We start from the raw sequence: 18,788 nt of genomic DNA on the forward strand, positions 1-18,788 counted from the left end.
CAACAAGCAGTTTCCCTTTTCAATCAATCAGTTATTTTTCCAATATTGTGACAAATACACCTTCAGATCTGCGTCTCATAAGATAGGCTTAAAGTATGAGCCAACGATGCTTCGCTTACTCCTTTACATTGTCTCTGCTTCTTTTTTTCATCATGTTGAGGTGGCTATGCAGCTAAAACGAATAGAGATTTCAGGCTTCCGTGGTATTAAACGATTATCCCTTTCTTTCGACGAGTTAACCGTACTGATTGGTGAAAACGCCTGGGGTAAATCCTCTCTGTTGGATGCTCTCGATATTGCACTGTCACCCAATGCAACATTCCACACTTTTCACTTCGACGACTTTCATGTCGACTACAGCGCAGGCCATTCCAAAATGAGCCACCTAAATATCATTTTGCACTGGCAAGAAGATTACCCCGGTGAACATAAGGCTCGGCGATATAAATCATTTTCACCGGTATGGGTTAAAGGCGAAGATCATTGCAAAGCACTGTTTTATCAAATTACGAGTAGCGTATCGGGAGATAAAATAACGACAAAAAGGCGCTTTCTCGACATGCATGGCGATCCGATAAACTGCGAAGACAATGATAAACTCGGCAAACAACTGATGGTACTGCACCCTATTGTGAGAATACGTGATGCACGACGATTACGTGAGCATCATCCACTCTCATCCTCCAGTACGACTAATGGCAATGGGCAGCATAACGGCAATGGTACAGATCGTCGACATGATGACAATGTGCGAATACAGCGACGGCTAGACAACACATGCAGACGCCTGATGACAAAGCCCGGCCATGTCAGTCAAGACGAAATAAAAAGTAGTATTAATGCGCTTCGCACATTGGTTGATCATTACTTTGCTTTCACGCCTCACCACCGCAACCATAATTTCGATCGCGCACATTTTCCAGAGCGTGCCCAATTTGCAATAAATCCCCTAGAACACTTAACTGAACCAGAGTCAACGAAACAAAGCCGACTAGTATTGATGGGGTTGCTCAATGCATTCATTCGCGCTAGAGGCCCAGTTGAATTAAAACGGATATCTCGCCCTATCTTGATCTTAGAAGATCCAGAAGGCCGCTTGCATCCCACGATTCTCCATCAGGCATGGACATTTATTAGCAAGATGCCGATGCAGAAAGTACTGACTACCAACAGCCCCGACCTTTGCTCAGTAGTCCCGCTAGAAAGTGTCCAAAAGCTGATCCGTCAACCCAATAAAACCCAAGTTTATTCCATCATCAATCATAAACTCAGCCGTGACGAAGAACGTCGCGTGACTTTCCATCTCCGAGTCCACCGACCAAGCGCCCTATTTGCAAGAGCTTGGTTATTGGTTGAAGGAGAAACGGAAGTTTGGCTATTCAATGAATTAGCGAGAATATGCGGCTATAACCTTGCCGCTGAAGGCGTACAAATCATTGAGTTTGCACAAAGTGGTTTAAAACCATTGATTAAAGTCGCCAGACACTTCGGTATTGAGTGGCACATGATTGCCGATGGCGATATGGCTGGGAAAAAATATGCAGATACTGTGAGAAATATCTTGGGCAATGAAGCCGAGCGTCATCGTTTAACTATTTTGCCGAAGAGAGATATCGAACACTTCCTGTTCTTTAATGGATTCGAGCCTTTATTCAGAGATTTAGCCAATATTCCAGTTGAGTCACCAGTAACGCCTAAAAAGATTATCCAAAGAGCGCTAAAACGCCATGCCAAACCTGATGTTGCGCTTGCTATGATCAAATTTATTGAACAAGAAAATGTCGATAACATTCCCATTTTATTGCGCTGGATCCTCAAACGTATTGTTGCTATGTCCAGAGGGCAAAGTTGATAGTAAAGCATCTACTAATTTTGTTTTTCAAAAAACAAAGTGACGGTTCCAACCGTGAAACCCCATTTGGTCATCTTTGCGGTATTAAACAAGCGCTTTTTATCTTGTAAATGCATCCAGTCATTGAAGGTGATGTCATACGTTGTGCCGTCAACAGGAATACGCAACACATATTGCCAATGAAGCGTGTTACCTAATGCAATACCAGTCGCTTCTCCAACCACGTCATCAGCACGGCCGGTGTAAGTTCCATTTGGGTTTTGTGAAATTACCCAAACCCTGCGCTGCTTTTCCCCATCATCAAAGACAAAGTCCTCTTCCAGCGTCAAGACACTGTCATTTACCTTACCTTTTATATCAACGGTAAAGCGTCGAGTTTGTTTCCCGCTTCTATCCTGCAGCATCCCCCAAGCTTTGATATCACCTTCAAAGAAACTAAACAAATTGAATACGGGCTTAGTGTTTTGATAGTCATTGATTGTTGCACTACAACCGAACAATCCAAACAAGCACATTATCAAGCACCCAACCAGCCAGAAACGTTTATTTGATTTCTTCTCAAGCGACATTAGCGTTTACCTATCAATTGGTTGCGAATTTCAGGGTATGCAGTGTTTGGCGATAACCAAATCTGCAAGAATGATTGGGACATCTCGAAGTCTTGAAGTACGCCTATCTGTCGGTTGTCTTGGAAAAATGCACCTTGGTTATCGTCTAACACAAATATCAGACGATCCCCTTTTCTAACGTCAGGCCAAATTTGCTCAAGACGGTTTATCCATCGGGTCCTTTTACTAGAGCTGATGCCGAGATGACGCCATTGGTCATCGGTAGCTTCAATCAAATCTTCACTGTCTATATTCCTATGGTAGCGAATCACAAGCGCAAGGTTGTCACCAGCACCTTGATACTTCCCGTCAGGAGACCTCAACTCCGAGTCATATATCACCCAAGGCCCCCACGTTAAACGAGCATCACCTACAGCGGGCCAAACTTGCCAAGGCGTTGAAGCACCTGCATTGACAGCAAATAAGCCAAACAATACTAGGATTGTGTACCGGCATAGAATTGAACGTAACAGTTTCATAAATCCCCCTTGAGGGCGACAAAGCTAACAAACATGTTATGAGTAATGAGGTTCATTGCGTTTCATCATTAGCGCTATCACTAACGAGAACATAAGCCATATGACAAATAATACTGACAGGGTAATGCCCACCCCCAACGGCCATTGCACCGCTTCTAGACGGTAGCCGGCAAAGTAACTCATCGAGCCGCCTATGCCGCCTAAAATACCTATCAACATTACAGGGTAACTAACGATGGTGCTTCTCATGAACCACACGAATGTTCCGAAACCAAGCCAAAGCATGATTAGCCATGAGGGTATGATGATGCTATCGAATGCAAGAATATCAACTACACTTAGGGTTAAATCCATCACCACACCGACTAAGGCTATAGACAGAGCTGCTTTAATACCTTTTGGAAACTTCCACCAGCAGACAACAACAAGTAGCACAAGTACCCACACGTAAGCCTGTTGCCCTAACACCGCGATTGACCAATACATGTTAAACAATAAGCCTGCTAGGAGTAGTTTCTTACCGGACATATTCATCACCATTGTCGTACCGAGCGTTAGTTAGCCTGATCGTTAGCTATGGCGGTTCAACGTCTCCAACCACTTCTACTGGCAACTAACTGTACGGTGCTAATACTTCTCTCTAAAAATCCACCTTCGCAATAACAAAGGTAATAGCGCCACATCCTTATAAACTGCTCATCGAAACCGTTCTGAAGGTATTGGTCGATATTCTCATTAAAACCTTTATGCCAATCAGACAGCGTTTTTGCGTAGTCCATCCCCATGTCTCTCAGATCCCTAATCACGAAATCTGTATGCTGGGTGAGATGCTGCGAAATCACTGTTACAGAAGGCAAAAATCCACCAGGGAAAATGTACTTCTGGATAAAATCAACGCCCTTGCTGTAACTGTCATACCGCTGATCGGCAATAGTTATAGCCTGAATGGCCAATAAACCATCTTGTTTCAATAATGACTGACACTTTTTGATATAAGTGGTCAGGTACTCTTTCCCAACAGCTTCAATCATTTCGACGGATACAATTTTGTCGTACTGCCCGGTTAAGTCCCGGTAATCATCGAGTAACAAGGTAACCCTATCGCTCAATCCTTCTTCTTCAATACGCTTTTTCGCCCACTGATGCTGCGCATCAGATATGGTTGTCGTCGTCACTCGGCATCCGTAGTGCTTGGCTGCATGGACTGCAAGTGCCCCCCACCCAGTACCGATTTCCAGCAAATGATCATGAGGCTTAAGATCCAGTTGCTTGCAGAGGCGATCCATCTTATTGAATTGGGCCTGAGAAAGACTGGTATTGTCGCCATCATAGATCGCGGCCGAATAAAGCATATTTTCGTCTAAGAAGGTACGGTAGAAATCATTGCCAAGATCATAATGTGCCAGAATATTTTGCTTTGAAGATTGCTTGCTGTTTCGCCGAGAGTAATGCAGCCATTTGTTTTTTAAGGTCGTCAACCAGCCCACTTTAGATTCAATGTTATCTAGAATGGTCATGTTACGGGCGAGAACACGTACAACCTGAGTTAAATCAGGTGAATCCCACCAACCGTCCATATAGGCTTCACCTGCAGCAATACTGCCACCATCTAAAATACGTTTATAGAACCCCTGATGTTTGACGATGAGTTGTGCTTGCAGCTCACCATGTTTATCACCAAAGTAGAAGGTTTCACCTTGATTTTCCGATACCATCAAACCGCAACCGCTTAGTTGCTCTAAAAACCGAAAAATGATTTTCCTCGCAACGCGATCAGTTCCTGAAAAGGCAAGTGCCCCTTGGCTTATTTCGCTATTTAACATGATACCTCTACTCCTTATTGTTTGATGGTGGAGGAAAATGCTTATTATCATTTACCGTCGCTGGTGAATGGGTGCTATCTGGATGAGAGTAAAATGGCACTTTCTTTAGCCATAACCTCAACGCCTGCCAGTAAATACCGAACACGACTTTAACCGTTTGAATCGGTGTCTTAGCAATATGCTGCCATAAAACGGATGACGTCATTGGATGACGCTTTAGCGCCATAGTGGCATCCAGCACTTTGATATCTGTTTGCTGCTCATGAATATCGAGATGGAGAAAAACACTCGATGCCGGCTGTGTCAGTTTCCAGTAATAATGTTGCTCCATCGGATTGAAAGGCGACACATGGAACGATTTTTTCTCATACCATTGTTTCTTGTTCCAATGCTCAACTGCAGGCAACGCATAATAATGTTTTTCATTCCATGGCGTATTGCTGACTTCAGCCAACACCCATTGCCATTTACCCTGCTCATCAAACACGTAGTACATATTAAGTGGGCTGAAATACATACCAGCGTAACGCAATTGGCAAAGCATATAGACTTGGCCTTTCACTGTCTCGTCCGTCAAATGCTCTAATTTATCTAACACAGCAGACTTCAATGCTACGCCTTGTTCAGCAATACCTGAATGAGTCAGCCCATTGAGTTGCTCACAACCACGCATGTAGTCAGAGAGCTTGAACCTTGCAAAGTGATACCAGCGTTGGCCAAAACCAAAGACTTGTTTTTCAAGCTGACCAAGTTCATCCAAATTGAGCAAGGGCATGAACATCGGATACTGGAACTGATGTGAAACAGGCGTAAATCGGCGGTGCCTGACAACACCAGAATACAAGCCGCTGTTCATGACGTTCCCCTACTACTTACCTCAACGGCAGAGAACCCGCCAGAGTCATTACTTTCTGCAGAGAGTTCCAGTTCTAGCTTGTTGATCTGTTCGACGACATCTAATGCGCTGCGAACACCATCTTCATGAAATCCGTTGTACCAATAGGCACCGCAGTACCAAGTATTTTCTACGCCGTTGACTTGTTCACGGCATTGCTGAGCCTGAATACTTTCAGTCGTGAAAACAGGATGAGCGTATACAAACTTACGCAGTATCCGCTCTGGTGCAATTTGATCAGTTTGATTCAACGTGACACAAAAGGTTTCCGGCGCTTCAATACCCTGCAGAATATTCATGTTATAGGTCAAGGTTGTTTGCTTATCTTCCCATTGACCATCTTCATTATCCCCTAGGTAATAATTCCAAGATGCCCATGCTGCTTTTCGTTTGGGCAATAAATACTTATCGGTATGCAACACCACATCATTCTTTTGGTAACCCAATGCTCCGAGTATTTTCTCTTCTGCTTCAGTCTGATCTGACAGCATATTCAATGCTTGATCACTATGGCTAGCAAAAATAACGTGGTCATATATCTCGCATACCCCATTTGATGTCACTGCGACTTTTCCATGTGTTCGTTTCACAGAGGTGACAGGGCTGGACAACCGAATTCGTTCTTCAAAAGGAACAATCAATCGTTTGACATACTCACGGGAGCCGCCAGGAATGACGTACCATTGCGGTCTGTTAGTCACTTCCAATAGTCCATGGTTACGGAAGAATCGAATAAAGAACTCCAGTGGAAACTGCCGCATATCTGATAAAGTCGAAGACCATATCGCGGCCCCCATAGGTAAAATATAGTTTTCACAGAAGTAATTGTTGAAGCGGTGTTTGGTGAGAAAGTCACCGAGGGTTTGCGTTCTGCTTATCTCAGAGGCTAAATCCACCTCTCTCGCTAGACGATTAAATCGCAATATATCGTAGATGAAACGATAGAAAAATGGGTTGAGAAAGTTGCGCTTCTGGGCAAACATAGACAGCAAGTCATGCCCATTATATTCAAGACCATTTAAAGTATTATGAACACTGAAACTCATTTCAGTGGGTTGCCCGACAATACCAATTTCTGCGAGAAGTTTTTCGAAATTCGAATAAGTACGGTCATTGAAAACAATAAAACCAGTATCAATCGCGTATTTACCGCTCTCCACTTCAACATCTACCGTCGCAGTGTGCCCGCCAATATAATCATTTTCTTCATAAAGAGTGATGTCATGCTGCTCATTCAAATAATGCGCGCATGTTAGACCAGAGATCCCACTACCTATAATTGCTATTTTCATGCGGTTTTTCCTGTCATACGTTTCACGGTAGCCAATTGCAGCCTAATGGGTAGCAAGGCAATAAACTTTAAGAACAAACTAAACTTCAGCGGAAAGTGAATTTCCTTTTTCTTCGCTTCTATTCCTTCTCTTATTTTTTCTGATGCAAATTCTGGTGACATTAGCATAGGCATGGCGAAGTCATTTTTGTCCGTTAATGGGGTTTTAACAAATCCCGGACTCACTAAACTGACAGTGACACCTTTACTAGCCAAATCTATAGCTAGCGTATTTGCAATATAAGCTATCGCGGCCTTAGAAGAACCGTAAGCTTCTGCCCTTGGCAATGGAATATAAGAAGCGGTTGAACCTATTATCACGAGGTGAGTATTTGCATTAAAAGATTGTTGCAATGCTTCTATACAATTAAGCAGACCAAATACATTCACTTCGTAGACACGACGAAACAAAGGCACATCTATCTGACCATGGTCGATGTATTCGCAAGTGCCCGCATTTAAAATGATCAGATTAGGTACTTCACTTAACTCTGACATTTTCTCATGAACATCTTGATTGCTGGTAACGTCAAAATTGACGGTCGTAATGTTTTCATTTGCATCAGAAAGCGCCTGCAAACGTTCAGGATTTTGCCCGCAGCCAAATACCGACCAGCCAGTATTCGCGTAGTCAATGGCGAGTTGCTTCCCGATACCGGAGCTGGCTCCTGTTATCAATACCTGCTTATTTGTGCTCATGATTACAGTCTCGCTTTTATTTTGCGGACGACAGATCCTAACAAAGGAATTCCTTCATAAAGCATTTGCCCCATGTCGAAGTAATCCCGGTGGTGGATCACTTTGCCCTCTGCAAATACTAATCTCGAACAGCCATTAACCAAGCGGCTTTTACCTGACTGTAAGCGTGGATGCTGGAAGGTCATTACCCACTGTACGTATGCGATATCGCCTTGGCATACCTGCTCAGTAATATTGAAACTGCAGTAGTCCACCGCATCGAATAAACGCGCTAAATAATCTGAAAGCTCTCCCCAACCTTCTACACGGTGAGCGGGGTCTTCAAATACAATATCGTCGTGATATATATCTTTTAATTCAGACAAATCTTGCTTATCCAGATTTTGATAAGCTGCAACGAACTTGTCTGCTAACGCAATATTTTGCCCATCCATATGATCTCCCGAACGCTTAAGGCCGCTGCACCTGATAGCAAAGATGCAATCACATTTCCTTGGCCGTTTTAAAAGCACTGATTGCCTGTAACCTTGCCTGTTTATGATCAACAATTGGCTTTGGATAATTGATGCCATCGCTGCCAGGCCAAAGATGTGGCTGATGGATATATTTATCCGGCACGTCTTTTAACTCATACAACCAAGTACGGATAAATTCTCCTTTTGGATCAAAACGTTCACCCTGTGTTGTCGGATTAAATACCCGAAAATACGGCTGCGCATCAGTCCCAGTTGAAGCAGCCCACTGCCAGCCACCGTTGTTTGATGCAAAGTCTCCATCAACAAGCTGAGACATGAACCATTGCTCTCCAGCCTGCCAGTGAATCAGCAGATCTTTGGTAAGAAAACTCGCTGTTATCATTCTTAATCGATTGTGCATCCACCCTGTTTCTTTCAACTGGCGCATCGCGGCATCTACAATGGGAAAGCCTGTTTTACCCTGCTGCCATGCCGCCAATAGTTCACTCGATGACTGCCAATGGACTTTCTTCGTCCACTGCTGGAAAGGTTGATCCCGGCAAAGATTCGGGTAGGCAACAAGTAAGTGGCGATAAAACTCACGCCAGATAATTTCATTAAGCCAGCTAAAAGCACCACTTTCCGGCTCGTCCAAACACATAGGACTGACTGCAACCAGTACCGCTATGCACTGACGGGGAGACAACATGCCTAGTGCCAAATACGGGGACAAACAACTAGTGCCATCTATAGCCGGAATATCGCGTTGTTGATGGTAGTCCTCAACTTTTTCATAGCAAAAGGTCACTAACCTCTGCCGAATTGTTTCTTCATCTACAGGCCAGGCCATGCTGTCAACAGGCGGATACGTCAAGGCGATGTCACCCAAATTCTCTATATGTAAAGGCTCTTCCATCGGCTTAGGAATTGGTAAAGGAGCCGGCGACAATGAGCGAAACTGTTTTAGCCACTCTTTTCTAAACGGCGTGAATACCTTGAACGCTTCACCTTTTTGCGTTTGTACTTCCCCAGGGGTAATGACGCAGCAATCGTCAAAAATACTGAATTTAATTTTTGATTCAGCAAGTCTGTGCCCGACTTTGTCATCTCGTTGAAGTTCGTTCCACTCATATTGTTTATTACAAAAGACATGCGTTACTGACTTCTCTTTTGCAAAATCAACCAGCAACTCTGCGGTTTGAGCAAAATCTGCAATTTCTTTAAATACAAGTGGAACACCAATATCAGCAAGTTGTTCTCTTAGAATCGATAATCGGCGCCTAATTAAGTCAACCTGTATCGGGGCAACATGATGTTCATGCCATTGCATCGGTGTTGAAACATATAGAGCAATGAGTTGATCGCAGTGTTTAACCGCTTCAAACAAGGCTGTATTGTCTACTACACGTAAGTCAGTCCGGAACCAAACTAACCCTATCTGCTTATGCTGACTCATGCTGCCGCTCCAATAACTCGGGATGGATAGTATTAATGCTGCCCATTGTTACCAACTCTGAATCTGTGCCATCTAATAACATCACGATTTGGCTCAAAATTTCCGGCGGAAGCTTCTTATCACCATCGATGAACAGCTTTTTATCAGGCCAAGAATTCAGCAATGGTGTCAATGGCGCCAATTTGCCTTTTAGCTTCGGTAGCAAGGTGGCACTGTAACCAAGCTCTGAAAGTTCAACCGCTTTTAACCAGAACCGTGAGCTTGGCTCTTCATCAAAACTAATAAGCAGACACGGCTTTTTGTTGCGCTTACGCGAAGCGGAAATCAGAGATAAACATCTTTCTTGAAACACACTTGTCCAAATGACCATTTGAATTTCCAGCAAAGGGTTGTCAGGTTGCTGTATTTCTTTAATCACTGTACTGATAATTTTATTTTCCAATACCTTTACCGGATATTCTTTCATCAGTTGAATAAGCTGCTTATCCAAAGAAATAGCATCAAGTTGAGCCAAAGAAGCCAGGATATTTCCGATCGCTCGTTGGCTCTCATTCTGACTGTCTTCACCGACACTAGGGGAAAGCTTGCCTAACATAGGTTTTACTTTCCCGATAGCGACACCCTTATCAAGCCATTCAACAATTTCTTTGATCTTCGAGATATCTTGCTCAGTGTATAAGCGATGCCCTTTCTCGGTTCTCTTCGGGTTAAGCAAACCATAGCGTCTTTGCCAAGCCCTCAATGTCACTGAGTTCACACCCGTGATCTCAGAGACCTCTTTGATCGCATAATATTTGTTATCAGAGTCCATAACGTAATTTCAAATCTTCTGGGTAAGGGTCAAGGAATGTCTGGAGTTGCAAATACGGATCAGGGTATTCCCGTAAGTAATGCTTAATCAGAGCCAGTGGTGCAAGAATAGGTTGATGCCCTTCTTTGTAGCTCATGATTAATTCAGACAGCTCCTGTTTTTGCTCTTTGGTTAGAGAGCGCTTAAAGTAGCCCTGTAGATGCATCAACACATTGGTTTTGTTTTTCCTTGAAGCACGCTCTTTTATCGCTTCCATAAATTTGATGCGGTACTCCAAATAAAACTCGTCAATATCCCATTCACTGATATGCGCAACCATACCGCCCAACTCTTTATATGCAGCTGGATTGTGTGCCATTAATACCAGTTTGTAACGGGAGTGGAATTTCACAATAGCGTTGGCAGATAGCTGGTCTCGCACTGAATGATAAAAATCATTTAGGGCAAAAATGCGGAAGACGAAATTTTCACGCAATACCGGATCATTTAATCGACCGTCTTCTTCCACCGGTAACCATGGCATTTTTGCCATTAACTCTCTGGTGTAGATGCCAACAGAGCCACCTGGAACGGTGTTATTATTTGGTATGTGTAGTTTTACACGCTCCATACCGCATGTAGGTGATTTTGCGCAAACAACATACCCACACAGATCATCGAACTGAGACACTTTCTTGTGAGCGAATTCCACCATTTTATCGGTGTAATCAATTTCCTGACGCTTGCTTTCCACCAAGCGAATTTCATTGGAAGGTAGTTGTAGTAGGCGGATAACAGGACGAGGTACCTCCATACCGATGCCCATTTCAGGACAGACTGGCTTGAAAGTCAGATACTTAGATAATTCATCGACAATAAATCGATTGAGTTTGTGTCCGCCATCGAATCTTACACGCTCGCCCAAAACGCAAGCACTGATCCCAACTGGAATTTGCATGACTATCCCTACCTTGTACAAAACTAATCTCTTGTACAAGGAAGAATAGTAGATTGGATCAATTATACAAATATTTTTTTTGTACAATTGCAATTAGTCACATAACAGAGACTATCAACACATGGCTATAGCTTATATGAAGGCTATTTGCACACATTCTCTATCCATTGCAGATAGTCGTTGTATCCGGCAGTGATCGGAAGCTGGATGATTTCCGGTGTTTCGTAATCATGGTTGGCAAGGATATCGGCTTCCACCTGTTGATAGAGTTCGGTAGTCGTTTTAATGATGGCCAACTTTTCTTGGTCATTATTCACCTTTCCCTCCCAGTGGTAATAGCTCTCAATAGCTTGAACTTGTATGCAGGCAGCTAGCCGCTTCTCAATTAACGAATGGATGATTGCCTTCCCTACTTTTTCATCAGCGAAGGTTGTCATCACCACGCATTTTTTACTCATCTTTTCGCTTCCAGCTATCAATATTGTAATAAAAACAATAACAAAAAAGGGAGCGACCTGCTCCCTTTTGGTATTAAATGAATGAATTTATGGGCACTTAGAAACCATCAACTGTTCCGGCTCTCCGCTGTCAGAAAACTTGAGACTCCAAACGTACTCACCGGCTTCAGGTAACGTCACAGCAGTGTCTTTACCGTAACCACCTCGCTTAAGCGTCGCAACTTTACCTGGTGTTAGCTCAAGGCCATCAGCAGTAAATTGCGGTGACCAATCTTTACTGGCGTATTGCATTCTAAATGCGCCGGCTTTCTCGTTTACAACCGCTTGGTAGGTGTTATCGCCCACGTAGCTGTAGGCTCGATTCGGCTTGTGCTTCCAACCCGCATCGACAAAGTCACCCACAACATACAGAGTCTTGCCAACAGGGCCTGTGCCTTCAACCACTGGGTTGTCACACTGAGCCATAAAGCCCTCGCCCATTAATGTTGCAGAAGTCGCTGCTACAGCCTTGGTCAACCCCTCTTCTGATGGCTCAACAATTTTCAAGAACTTGGCTTCAAAAGAGGACAAGTTGATTTGATACTCACCGTCAGTAGCCTGGTAAACTTTACCACTAAGCAAATCCACCAGCTGGCCTTCAGAGGCTATATCCTTCGCTTTAAGCACAATAGATTCCGGCTTGGTCGTTGTACTGACCATGTAAAGCAGTGCTTCTTCGTCCGTTTGTTTGTGGTCAACATACACGGTATCGTTGGCAACTATATTGGTTCGCTCTCCTCGGCTTAAAGCTGGGTGAGCAGCCCGCAATGACATCAGCTGTGACACATAATGCTTCAAATCACGCTGATTGGTATTTAGAGAGGCCGTTATACCGTCAATATTGGCACTGGTACGGGCAACATGATCATCACATAGCCCTTGAACAGCACAATCTAACTCGACTTTTTTCGCATAACCTTCAAGCTCATCACCGATTTCTTCACCGTAATACAGAGTGATTGGCCCTGAATATGCCGCTTGGAAAGACAGTGCCGCTTTGTGCCTTGCCCAGTATTCAGGCTGATCTGGTGAGGCAATATCACCACGCTGAAGCAAGTCACCAAAGCGAACCAAATCGTGATTGCCTAGCATCAGGTTCGGCTTGGCGTGTGATGGGTAAAGACTATGAAGGTTCATCCCTTCATCAAGCCATTTTCCTCCCTTGTTGCCAATACTGTTTTCATTGACCGCAAAGGTTTCTACTACGCGATAACGAACCGGAAAATCAAAGGCAGAACAAAGCGCAGGCTCTCCCTCTTTACCGTAACCTGTTTCTTTGATGTAGTTTTCGTTGTTCCAGATTTCCGCAACCATATATCCCAATGGGTTGACTGTTTCACCCTCTGAGTTCACATAGGTCACTGATTTAGAAGCTTCGTCTACACTTGCTCGGATAGCGGCCCATGCATCAGTTGGTACTTGATAAGCTTGGTCTAGGCGCCAGCCATCAATCTTAAGCTCTTCGATCCAGTATGTGGCAACTTCCTGGTAGAACTCGAGGCTTTCTGGGTAGCTGACAGGGTTGTTCTCCCCAACAGGTAGTCGACCTTCAGGCGAAGGCACAACATTACCTTTATGATGACCAAATACGCCATCAAAGAAGACATATAGCCCCTTCTTATGCGCTTTTTCTACCAACTCTTTTGCTTGCTCCATGGTGCCGAAGCGTGGGTCAATGGTAAAATAATTACTGGTGAAATAGCCTGTAGCATCTAGCCTATCGGCCCAGTGATCCTGGCCCTCGACAGGGATTGAATCAAAAATAGGTGTCAGCCATATTGCATTCATTCCCAAGGACTCGATGTAATCCAATGAATCTATAATGCCTTGCAAATCACCTCTATGATGGCTGGTACCATACCCGGTACCGTGCCCAATGCTATCGTCACCACTGACAAAGCTTTCAACCATGATCTGATAAATACGCAAATCATCCGATTGCGCCATCATTGAGGTATCGCACATATAAGCATTTGAATTAACGCCAGCGACTTCAGCAGCATTGTCTGCACTGTTACAGGCAGCGAGCGATGCTGCAATCGCCACAGCAAGGAAAGATCGTAGGTTCCTTTTCACATCGAGTCTCCAAGTTTGTAGTTATGTTTTCCCTATTATTCATAACTTTGTAATCGCCATACCCTCCCCTTTGCTTTGTCTGATAGGCGTAGATGGGGGGCGTAGAAACTTTAGGGGATTTTTTACCAATTCCACCGGTGTCTAAAGAAATACCCATGGAAAAAAACAGCTACAAAATGAGAGGCAAAGCAATTTTTCGCCACCCGCTAACAAGTAATCAGCTCACATACTGTTAGGGGATCCATGTTTTTATGTATTTGAGTGTATGTATTGAAATGTTCGTGAATGAACGCTCAAAATTTGAAATTACCAGCTGGGCGACCCAAAAAGAACAAAATATAGTCACCTATTGCCTGCAAAACCATAATTCTGTCTTTCCAATCAATTACACTGCTAGAATATGCTCAATCAACTTTGCTTAATAATAGGTATCTAACCATGCAACATGACCAATTCGAAACACTGGTTAAATCTCTTTGTGAATTGGACTCTGTTCCCCAAGTTCTTGAAGCACTTAAAGCTAATGAAGATACAGAGATCGCTGAGGCGGCCGCCTCACTAACAGGTCAGTTTAAAGTAGCTGAAATTGAAGGTGAACAGCGCATCTACCATGTGTCGTTAGAAGAAAATGATGAAGGTGAACAAGAAGAGTACGCCGAATGGATCATGAATGTTGGTGAGGATGTGATCAAATTCGTAGCGTGGTTCTTCTTTGATATGTTCGACGTAAAAGCGAAAGATGTTTACCAAGCAGCGGGCCGCACATACCAGCAGCCTAAGCGTAAGTAATCTTTTGGGGCTTCACCGTTTATTTCTGTCAAAGTAAACGGTGAGGCCAGTAATCAATAATATCATTCGCCCAAAAACAATCGCTTGCGGTATTCCCTTGGTGAGCACCCATGATATTGGCGAAAACGGTGGGTAAAGTTAAACGGGTCTTGATAACCCAAACGCTGAGCCACCATACCGATAGTCCACTCTTGGTAGTAAAGTAAATCCACCGCCTTTTCCATTCGCAGTTGAATCAGCCGCTGTTGTGTCGAACAGTTAAAAAGCTGCTTAGTGATCCGATTTAGCTGCTCTGTACTGAGAAAACATTGCTTGGCTATTCCCTTCACCGTCCAGTTAAGATGAAGCTGAGACTCAATGTCATTAAACACACTTTGGACACGTAACACTGAGTTGGAAGGAGCCAAATTGGCACTCCCGAGCATTAAACGAGAAAGTTCGCTGGCAAACAGCTTTCTGTAACTGGCTCGGCCACCTATTTCGCTGTGTAGCAAATTCATTACTGACCATACTTGCTCACAGATATGGGTATGTTCAACACGCTGTCCATTAGCCACCAGCGGTAACCATTTATCACCGGGTTTCAAAAGCACCCAAGCCATCTTCCAGCCCTTTTTATTGTCAGCCAATTCAAAACGAAAGGGGTGCCCTGCTGGCAATATCGTCAGTGTATTGGGCTTAAGATGATACTGGCGTTCCGCAAGGGTTAATAACCCGGCCCCCTCTTGAGTCAACAAAAGAGTATGATTGGTCGTCGCAACCCGCTCTATCTCATAACCCTCAGCCAATTCGGCCAAGCCTGCCATAAAGAAGCCGTTATCGGTCAGCTCAGGCAGATCCGACTGAGTAAGAAAGCGCTCCTTACAAGCTTGAGCCAGATAAACCTCTTCTTTCCAATCTGTTTTGGGCTGAGCCAATGCAAAACCCATGGTGACAGATTCACACAGGTTTTCTGTACTTTCTAACATGTCACTCCATTTTTGTGTTCGTTATAGTTGCCGTCCATTACCAAGCCGATCTATCTCTACAAACCGCTCTACCTTTAATAGGTATGATCCGGAGACTGACGATGACAACAATTAAAAACAATCCAACAGCACTACCACAAGACCTCTTTGCCCGTATCGCAAAGTTGGCCTTTCCCGTTGCCATTCAAAGTGCCCTAGTGGCGATCCTCGCCCTTGCCGATGTATTAATGGTGAGTGACTTTGGCCAGTCAGCCACTGCGGCTGTGGGTATTGCTTCGAAATGGCACTTTGTTGCCATTATGATCATGGCAGGCTTAGCCTCAGCGAATGGCATCCTAGTTTCCCAGTATTGGGGCAAAAAAGACAGTATTCATGCTAAAACAGTAACTCTTCAAGCGATGAAGCTTGGGGCCACCATCATGGTACCAGTCACAATTATTATCACAGTGTTTGCCCCGCAAATCATGCGCCTTCAGACCAATGACCTGGAGGTGATCATGCAAGGCAGCCAATACTTGTGGTACAGCTTCCCTGTTCTGATCCTTACCCACGTGATCATTACGTTGGAATCTAGCCTGCGTGCCAGCGATGATGCCCTGCTGCCACTTATATTTGGTGCCATTACCATTGCGTTGAATATTGCCCTGAATTTCCTACTAATAAAAGGTGGTTTAGGCATACCCGCTATGGGGGTTGCCGGTGCGGCGCTGGCAACAACCATTGCTCGATTCGCACAGGTTTTGATGATGTGTGGTGTACTCGCTTATCGTAAGCATTGGCTGATTGTTAGCCAATCTATCCGTAACCACCAAACATTGTGGATGACGTACCGTAAGCTGGCTATTCCACAATCTTTAAACGCATTGCTCTGGGCTCTTGGCACACTGACCTACCAGATTATCTTTGGTCATATGGGCACCACGGAGCTTGCGGTATTTAGCATGATTGGGCCATTTGAATCACTACTCTACTCCGTGTTCATGGGTATTTCCGTGGCGTGTTCAGTATTGATAGGCCAGTCGCTGGGCCGCGATGAATTTGAAAAAGCCCAAGCAATGACGGTTTTCTTCCTCAAATTCGTGTTGATTATCGGCTTGGGAATGGGCTTGTTCCTTTATCTCAATCACCTGTTCGTGCTTTCTTGGCTCAACCTAAACCAAGAAGATTTAATGCCGTTAGCAAAACCAGCTATGTATGTGATCAGCATTGGTATCACGCTACGAATGCTCAATATGATTATCATCAACGGCATTTTACGCACCGGTGGTGAGAACCTGTTCTGTTTGAGAATGGACTTTATCGCCATGTGGATGATTGGTATTCCATTTACCGCATATGGTGCATTTATCGGGGAGTGGTCATTTGGCTGGGTGTATTTGGCACTGCTAGCGGAAGAGGTAGTAAAACTATCGCTCTGTTTCAACCGTTACTTGAAACGCCGCTGGCTAAATAACTTAACTGTTCAACCGCAACCTGCTAACGCGTAATAGAACCAATACATAAAAAAACTGGCTACGTTAATTTAGCAACGTAGCCAGTTTAGATAGAAACTAAGCCGATTTTATTATGCTGCTGCTCTACCCACTACGAGTGAAAACAGGAAAATTGATATTACGGCTGCTAGTAATTTAAGCTCGCGTTTTTTCATGTGCGCCTCCTTTAACTGGGCTTAGAATCAAACTACGTACCATCATGATGAAAAAGCCTGTCAGCACTAGGTTCAATGCCAATGACAGCATACTGATCGTCACAATAGGTCCACCAAATCCATAACCGATACTGATCATCAACACACCAGCACCAACTTCACCTCGAGGCCACATACCTATAGACAGAGCTAAACGCTCTTTCACAGTCGCCTCGTTGCGGTAACAAAACAGCGGGAACATCTTGCCGATATTCGACACAATGGAAATCATAATGACGTGGAATACAATCTCGCTCATTTCCATTGCAGGCATAGCAGTCGTCACACTTGTATTATCCGTCGGAGCAACAGCGCCAAAAATCTGAGGTAAGCTCAAACCGACCAATACCATGAAGATGCAAGCAACTGCCGTAGACACTTTCACATCTTCAGCCGATTCATGCTGCGATTTCATCATACAACCTAAGACAAAGGCCGGGAGAAGTACCTCAAAGTGAATATCCGTAGAGATATAGAACAGCTCACACAGGCCTGCAATCAAAACTGAATAAGCCACAATCGAACTTGCCGAAGCTGGTATATTCCACTTGTGTAGGTATTTGTAACCCATTACCAGCAGCACAAGCATGACTATTAAGGTTAAGCCCAGCGCTGGTCGCCAACCGACAACCAAAATAGTTAATGGGATCATCAGCAGTACGGTATCTAGATCATCAAAAATGGCTAACACCCTTGCCTTTTTGAACATCCAAGTCGCACCAAGACCTGCCGCAGCGAGCATCGCAAACAAGACTCCGGCTGAAGTAGGTGCTGCAAAACGGCCAATTACCAGTGTCTCTTTCCAAGCATCAGCATTGAACCAGAGCTCACTCGGCATCAGTACAAAAATAAAATAGAGAACGACAGCGATCCAAGGGAATGTCGCAGTGGTCATCGCTACGACATAGTCCCAGCCATATTGCTTTAAATTGTCTTTATCTATATCGAATTCACGCCCGACGTTGATCATGATGTAAGCCAATGCCGACATCGTTACAACCATCAGTACTGGCTGCAAGGCACTATAGCCTTGGAAATACAGTGGGAGCAATTGTGATAAGAACAAGCCAATCAAAAGTAGGATTGAATAGAGTATGACTTTTTTCACATTGAAACCTTATTAAGAGTAATCTTCATTCTACAAACGTCTGTTTTTTTGTTTTCTTGAGTGTGAATATATTGATTAAACTTATTACAGTGTTTTATTTAGCGTATAAAAAAGTATGTATCTGTAATGGAAATTACTTTTTTATAAATAACATCAAAAAATATTAAGCAAACATTTATTTTTCTTACAAATTGAAATAAATGGGGAGGGAATTTAAATCGGATATGTGAGATTAATCAATTAATAAGGTATGTTTTAATTTCGAATTGATAATACCCTTAACTCGGGTTTTTCTTCAAGTCTTTTCTGTCTAACCGA

General features: G+C 43.8%; 18 protein-coding genes. 3 read left to right on the forward strand and 15 right to left on the reverse strand.

What is annotated here, in order from left to right; translation table 11 throughout:
* Nucleotides 1-166: 166 nt before the first annotated feature.
* Nucleotides 167-1,852: an ATP-dependent endonuclease gene (locus tag R2X38_RS01340; protein ID WP_317520889.1), complete on the forward strand. Its 1,686-nt coding sequence runs from the start codon at nucleotides 167-169 to the stop codon at nucleotides 1,850-1,852.
* 14 nt (nucleotides 1,853-1,866) lie between these two features.
* Here the strand turns inward: R2X38_RS01340 and R2X38_RS01345 are convergent, their stop codons facing one another.
* From R2X38_RS01345 to R2X38_RS01405, 13 genes are all read right to left on the reverse strand, one after another.
* Nucleotides 1,867-2,421 carry a DUF3833 domain-containing protein gene (locus R2X38_RS01345; RefSeq protein ID WP_411184404.1) on the reverse strand — a complete coding sequence of 185 codons (555 nt, stop codon included), beginning with the start codon at nucleotides 2,419-2,421 and terminating at the stop codon, nucleotides 1,867-1,869.
* Nucleotides 2,421-2,939, reverse strand: a complete 519-nt coding sequence (locus R2X38_RS01350; protein ID WP_317520201.1) for a chalcone isomerase family protein — start codon at nucleotides 2,937-2,939, stop codon at nucleotides 2,421-2,423. The genes R2X38_RS01345 and R2X38_RS01350 overlap by 1 nt, the downstream gene beginning before the upstream one ends.
* Before the next feature lie 36 nt (nucleotides 2,940-2,975).
* On the reverse strand, nucleotides 2,976-3,467 hold the full coding sequence (locus R2X38_RS01355; RefSeq protein WP_317520203.1) for a DUF2878 family protein: 492 nt from the start codon (nucleotides 3,465-3,467) through the stop codon (nucleotides 2,976-2,978).
* A 56-nt stretch (nucleotides 3,468-3,523) separates the two neighbouring features.
* Complete coding sequence (locus R2X38_RS01360) at nucleotides 3,524-4,762, reverse strand: cyclopropane-fatty-acyl-phospholipid synthase family protein (RefSeq protein ID WP_317520204.1); 1,239 nt, start codon at nucleotides 4,760-4,762, stop codon at nucleotides 3,524-3,526.
* A 7-nt stretch (nucleotides 4,763-4,769) separates the two neighbouring features.
* A complete protein-coding gene (locus tag R2X38_RS01365) occupies nucleotides 4,770-5,618 on the reverse strand; it encodes a DUF1365 domain-containing protein (RefSeq protein WP_317520205.1) in 849 nt (282 codons plus the stop codon).
* Nucleotides 5,615-6,949 (reverse strand): NAD(P)/FAD-dependent oxidoreductase, encoded by a 1,335-nt coding sequence (locus tag R2X38_RS01370; RefSeq protein ID WP_317520206.1) that lies wholly within the window; start codon nucleotides 6,947-6,949, stop codon nucleotides 5,615-5,617. Before R2X38_RS01370 ends, R2X38_RS01365 begins: the two co-directional genes overlap by 4 nt.
* The gene (locus tag R2X38_RS01375) at nucleotides 6,946-7,686 is read right to left on the reverse strand and encodes an SDR family NAD(P)-dependent oxidoreductase (protein ID WP_317520207.1); all 741 of its coding nucleotides are present in this window, start codon (nucleotides 7,684-7,686) and stop codon (nucleotides 6,946-6,948) included. Before R2X38_RS01375 ends, R2X38_RS01370 begins: the two co-directional genes overlap by 4 nt.
* A 2-nt stretch (nucleotides 7,687-7,688) precedes the next feature.
* Nucleotides 7,689-8,120, reverse strand: a complete 432-nt coding sequence (locus tag R2X38_RS01380; protein ID WP_317520208.1) for a nuclear transport factor 2 family protein — start codon at nucleotides 8,118-8,120, stop codon at nucleotides 7,689-7,691.
* Nucleotides 8,121-8,169: 49 nt separating this feature from the next.
* Nucleotides 8,170-9,579, reverse strand: a complete 1,410-nt coding sequence (phrB, locus tag R2X38_RS01385; protein WP_317520891.1) for a deoxyribodipyrimidine photo-lyase — start codon at nucleotides 9,577-9,579, stop codon at nucleotides 8,170-8,172.
* Between the two features lie 4 nt (nucleotides 9,580-9,583).
* Entirely contained in the window at nucleotides 9,584-10,408 is an 825-nt protein-coding gene (locus R2X38_RS01390; protein ID WP_317520209.1) for a MerR family transcriptional regulator, read from the reverse strand.
* On the reverse strand, nucleotides 10,398-11,345 hold the full coding sequence (locus tag R2X38_RS01395; protein ID WP_317520210.1) for a DUF1722 domain-containing protein: 948 nt from the start codon (nucleotides 11,343-11,345) through the stop codon (nucleotides 10,398-10,400). The genes R2X38_RS01390 and R2X38_RS01395 overlap by 11 nt, the downstream gene beginning before the upstream one ends.
* 143 nt (nucleotides 11,346-11,488) lie before the next feature.
* Nucleotides 11,489-11,803, reverse strand: a complete 315-nt coding sequence (gene cutA / locus R2X38_RS01400) for a divalent-cation tolerance protein CutA (RefSeq protein ID WP_317520211.1) — start codon at nucleotides 11,801-11,803, stop codon at nucleotides 11,489-11,491.
* 87 nt (nucleotides 11,804-11,890) lie between these two features.
* A complete protein-coding gene (locus R2X38_RS01405) occupies nucleotides 11,891-13,918 on the reverse strand; it encodes an alpha-amylase family glycosyl hydrolase (RefSeq protein ID WP_317520212.1) in 2,028 nt (675 codons plus the stop codon).
* 438 nt (nucleotides 13,919-14,356) lie between these two features.
* On the opposite strand from R2X38_RS01405, the gene R2X38_RS01410 reads away from it, so the two are divergent.
* Nucleotides 14,357-14,707 (forward strand): hypothetical protein, encoded by a 351-nt coding sequence (locus tag R2X38_RS01410; RefSeq protein ID WP_317520213.1) that lies wholly within the window; start codon nucleotides 14,357-14,359, stop codon nucleotides 14,705-14,707.
* Between the two features lie 62 nt (nucleotides 14,708-14,769).
* Here R2X38_RS01410 and R2X38_RS01415 read toward each other — a convergent pair whose 3' ends face one another.
* Nucleotides 14,770-15,675 carry an AraC family transcriptional regulator gene (locus tag R2X38_RS01415; RefSeq protein WP_317520214.1) on the reverse strand — a complete coding sequence of 302 codons (906 nt, stop codon included), beginning with the start codon at nucleotides 15,673-15,675 and terminating at the stop codon, nucleotides 14,770-14,772.
* Between the two features lie 101 nt (nucleotides 15,676-15,776).
* Here R2X38_RS01415 and R2X38_RS01420 point away from each other — a divergent pair, with 101 nt between their 5' ends.
* On the forward strand, nucleotides 15,777-17,162 hold the full coding sequence (locus R2X38_RS01420; protein WP_317520215.1) for an MATE family efflux transporter: 1,386 nt from the start codon (nucleotides 15,777-15,779) through the stop codon (nucleotides 17,160-17,162).
* A 141-nt stretch (nucleotides 17,163-17,303) separates the two neighbouring features.
* Here R2X38_RS01420 and R2X38_RS01425 read toward each other — a convergent pair whose 3' ends face one another.
* Nucleotides 17,304-18,470, reverse strand: a complete 1,167-nt coding sequence (locus R2X38_RS01425) for a sodium:proton antiporter (protein WP_317520216.1) — start codon at nucleotides 18,468-18,470, stop codon at nucleotides 17,304-17,306.
* Between the last annotated feature and the right edge of the window lie 318 nt (nucleotides 18,471-18,788).

The organism is Photobacterium rosenbergii (assembly GCF_033022775.1).
In the GTDB taxonomy this organism is placed as follows: domain Bacteria; phylum Pseudomonadota; class Gammaproteobacteria; order Enterobacterales; family Vibrionaceae; genus Photobacterium; species Photobacterium rosenbergii_A.

What these genes read in the sequence shown, in the direction of transcription:
- R2X38_RS01350 (WP_317520201.1), bottom strand. Translation starts at nt 2,939, where the DNA reads ATGAAACTGTTACGTTCAATTCTATGCCGGTACACAATCCTAGTATTG.
- R2X38_RS01365 (WP_317520205.1), bottom strand. Translation starts at nt 5,618, where the DNA reads ATGAACAGCGGCTTGTATTCTGGTGTTGTCAGGCACCGCCGATTTACG.
- R2X38_RS01415 (WP_317520214.1), bottom strand. Translation starts at nt 15,675, where the DNA reads ATGTTAGAAAGTACAGAAAACCTGTGTGAATCTGTCACCATGGGTTTT.
- R2X38_RS01380 (WP_317520208.1), bottom strand. Translation starts at nt 8,120, where the DNA reads ATGGATGGGCAAAATATTGCGTTAGCAGACAAGTTCGTTGCAGCTTAT.
- R2X38_RS01360 (WP_317520204.1), bottom strand. Translation starts at nt 4,762, where the DNA reads ATGTTAAATAGCGAAATAAGCCAAGGGGCACTTGCCTTTTCAGGAACT.
- R2X38_RS01390 (WP_317520209.1), bottom strand. Translation starts at nt 10,408, where the DNA reads ATGGACTCTGATAACAAATATTATGCGATCAAAGAGGTCTCTGAGATC.
- R2X38_RS01375 (WP_317520207.1), bottom strand. Translation starts at nt 7,686, where the DNA reads ATGAGCACAAATAAGCAGGTATTGATAACAGGAGCCAGCTCCGGTATC.
- R2X38_RS01395 (WP_317520210.1), bottom strand. Translation starts at nt 11,345, where the DNA reads ATGCAAATTCCAGTTGGGATCAGTGCTTGCGTTTTGGGCGAGCGTGTA.
- R2X38_RS01340 (WP_317520889.1), top strand. Translation starts at nt 167, where the DNA reads ATGCAGCTAAAACGAATAGAGATTTCAGGCTTCCGTGGTATTAAACGA.
- R2X38_RS01355 (WP_317520203.1), bottom strand. Translation starts at nt 3,467, where the DNA reads ATGTCCGGTAAGAAACTACTCCTAGCAGGCTTATTGTTTAACATGTAT.
- cutA (WP_317520211.1), bottom strand. Translation starts at nt 11,803, where the DNA reads ATGAGTAAAAAATGCGTGGTGATGACAACCTTCGCTGATGAAAAAGTA.
- R2X38_RS01370 (WP_317520206.1), bottom strand. Translation starts at nt 6,949, where the DNA reads ATGAAAATAGCAATTATAGGTAGTGGGATCTCTGGTCTAACATGCGCG.
- R2X38_RS01345 (WP_411184404.1), bottom strand. Translation starts at nt 2,421, where the DNA reads ATGTCGCTTGAGAAGAAATCAAATAAACGTTTCTGGCTGGTTGGGTGC.
- R2X38_RS01420 (WP_317520215.1), top strand. Translation starts at nt 15,777, where the DNA reads ATGACAACAATTAAAAACAATCCAACAGCACTACCACAAGACCTCTTT.
- R2X38_RS01410 (WP_317520213.1), top strand. Translation starts at nt 14,357, where the DNA reads ATGCAACATGACCAATTCGAAACACTGGTTAAATCTCTTTGTGAATTG.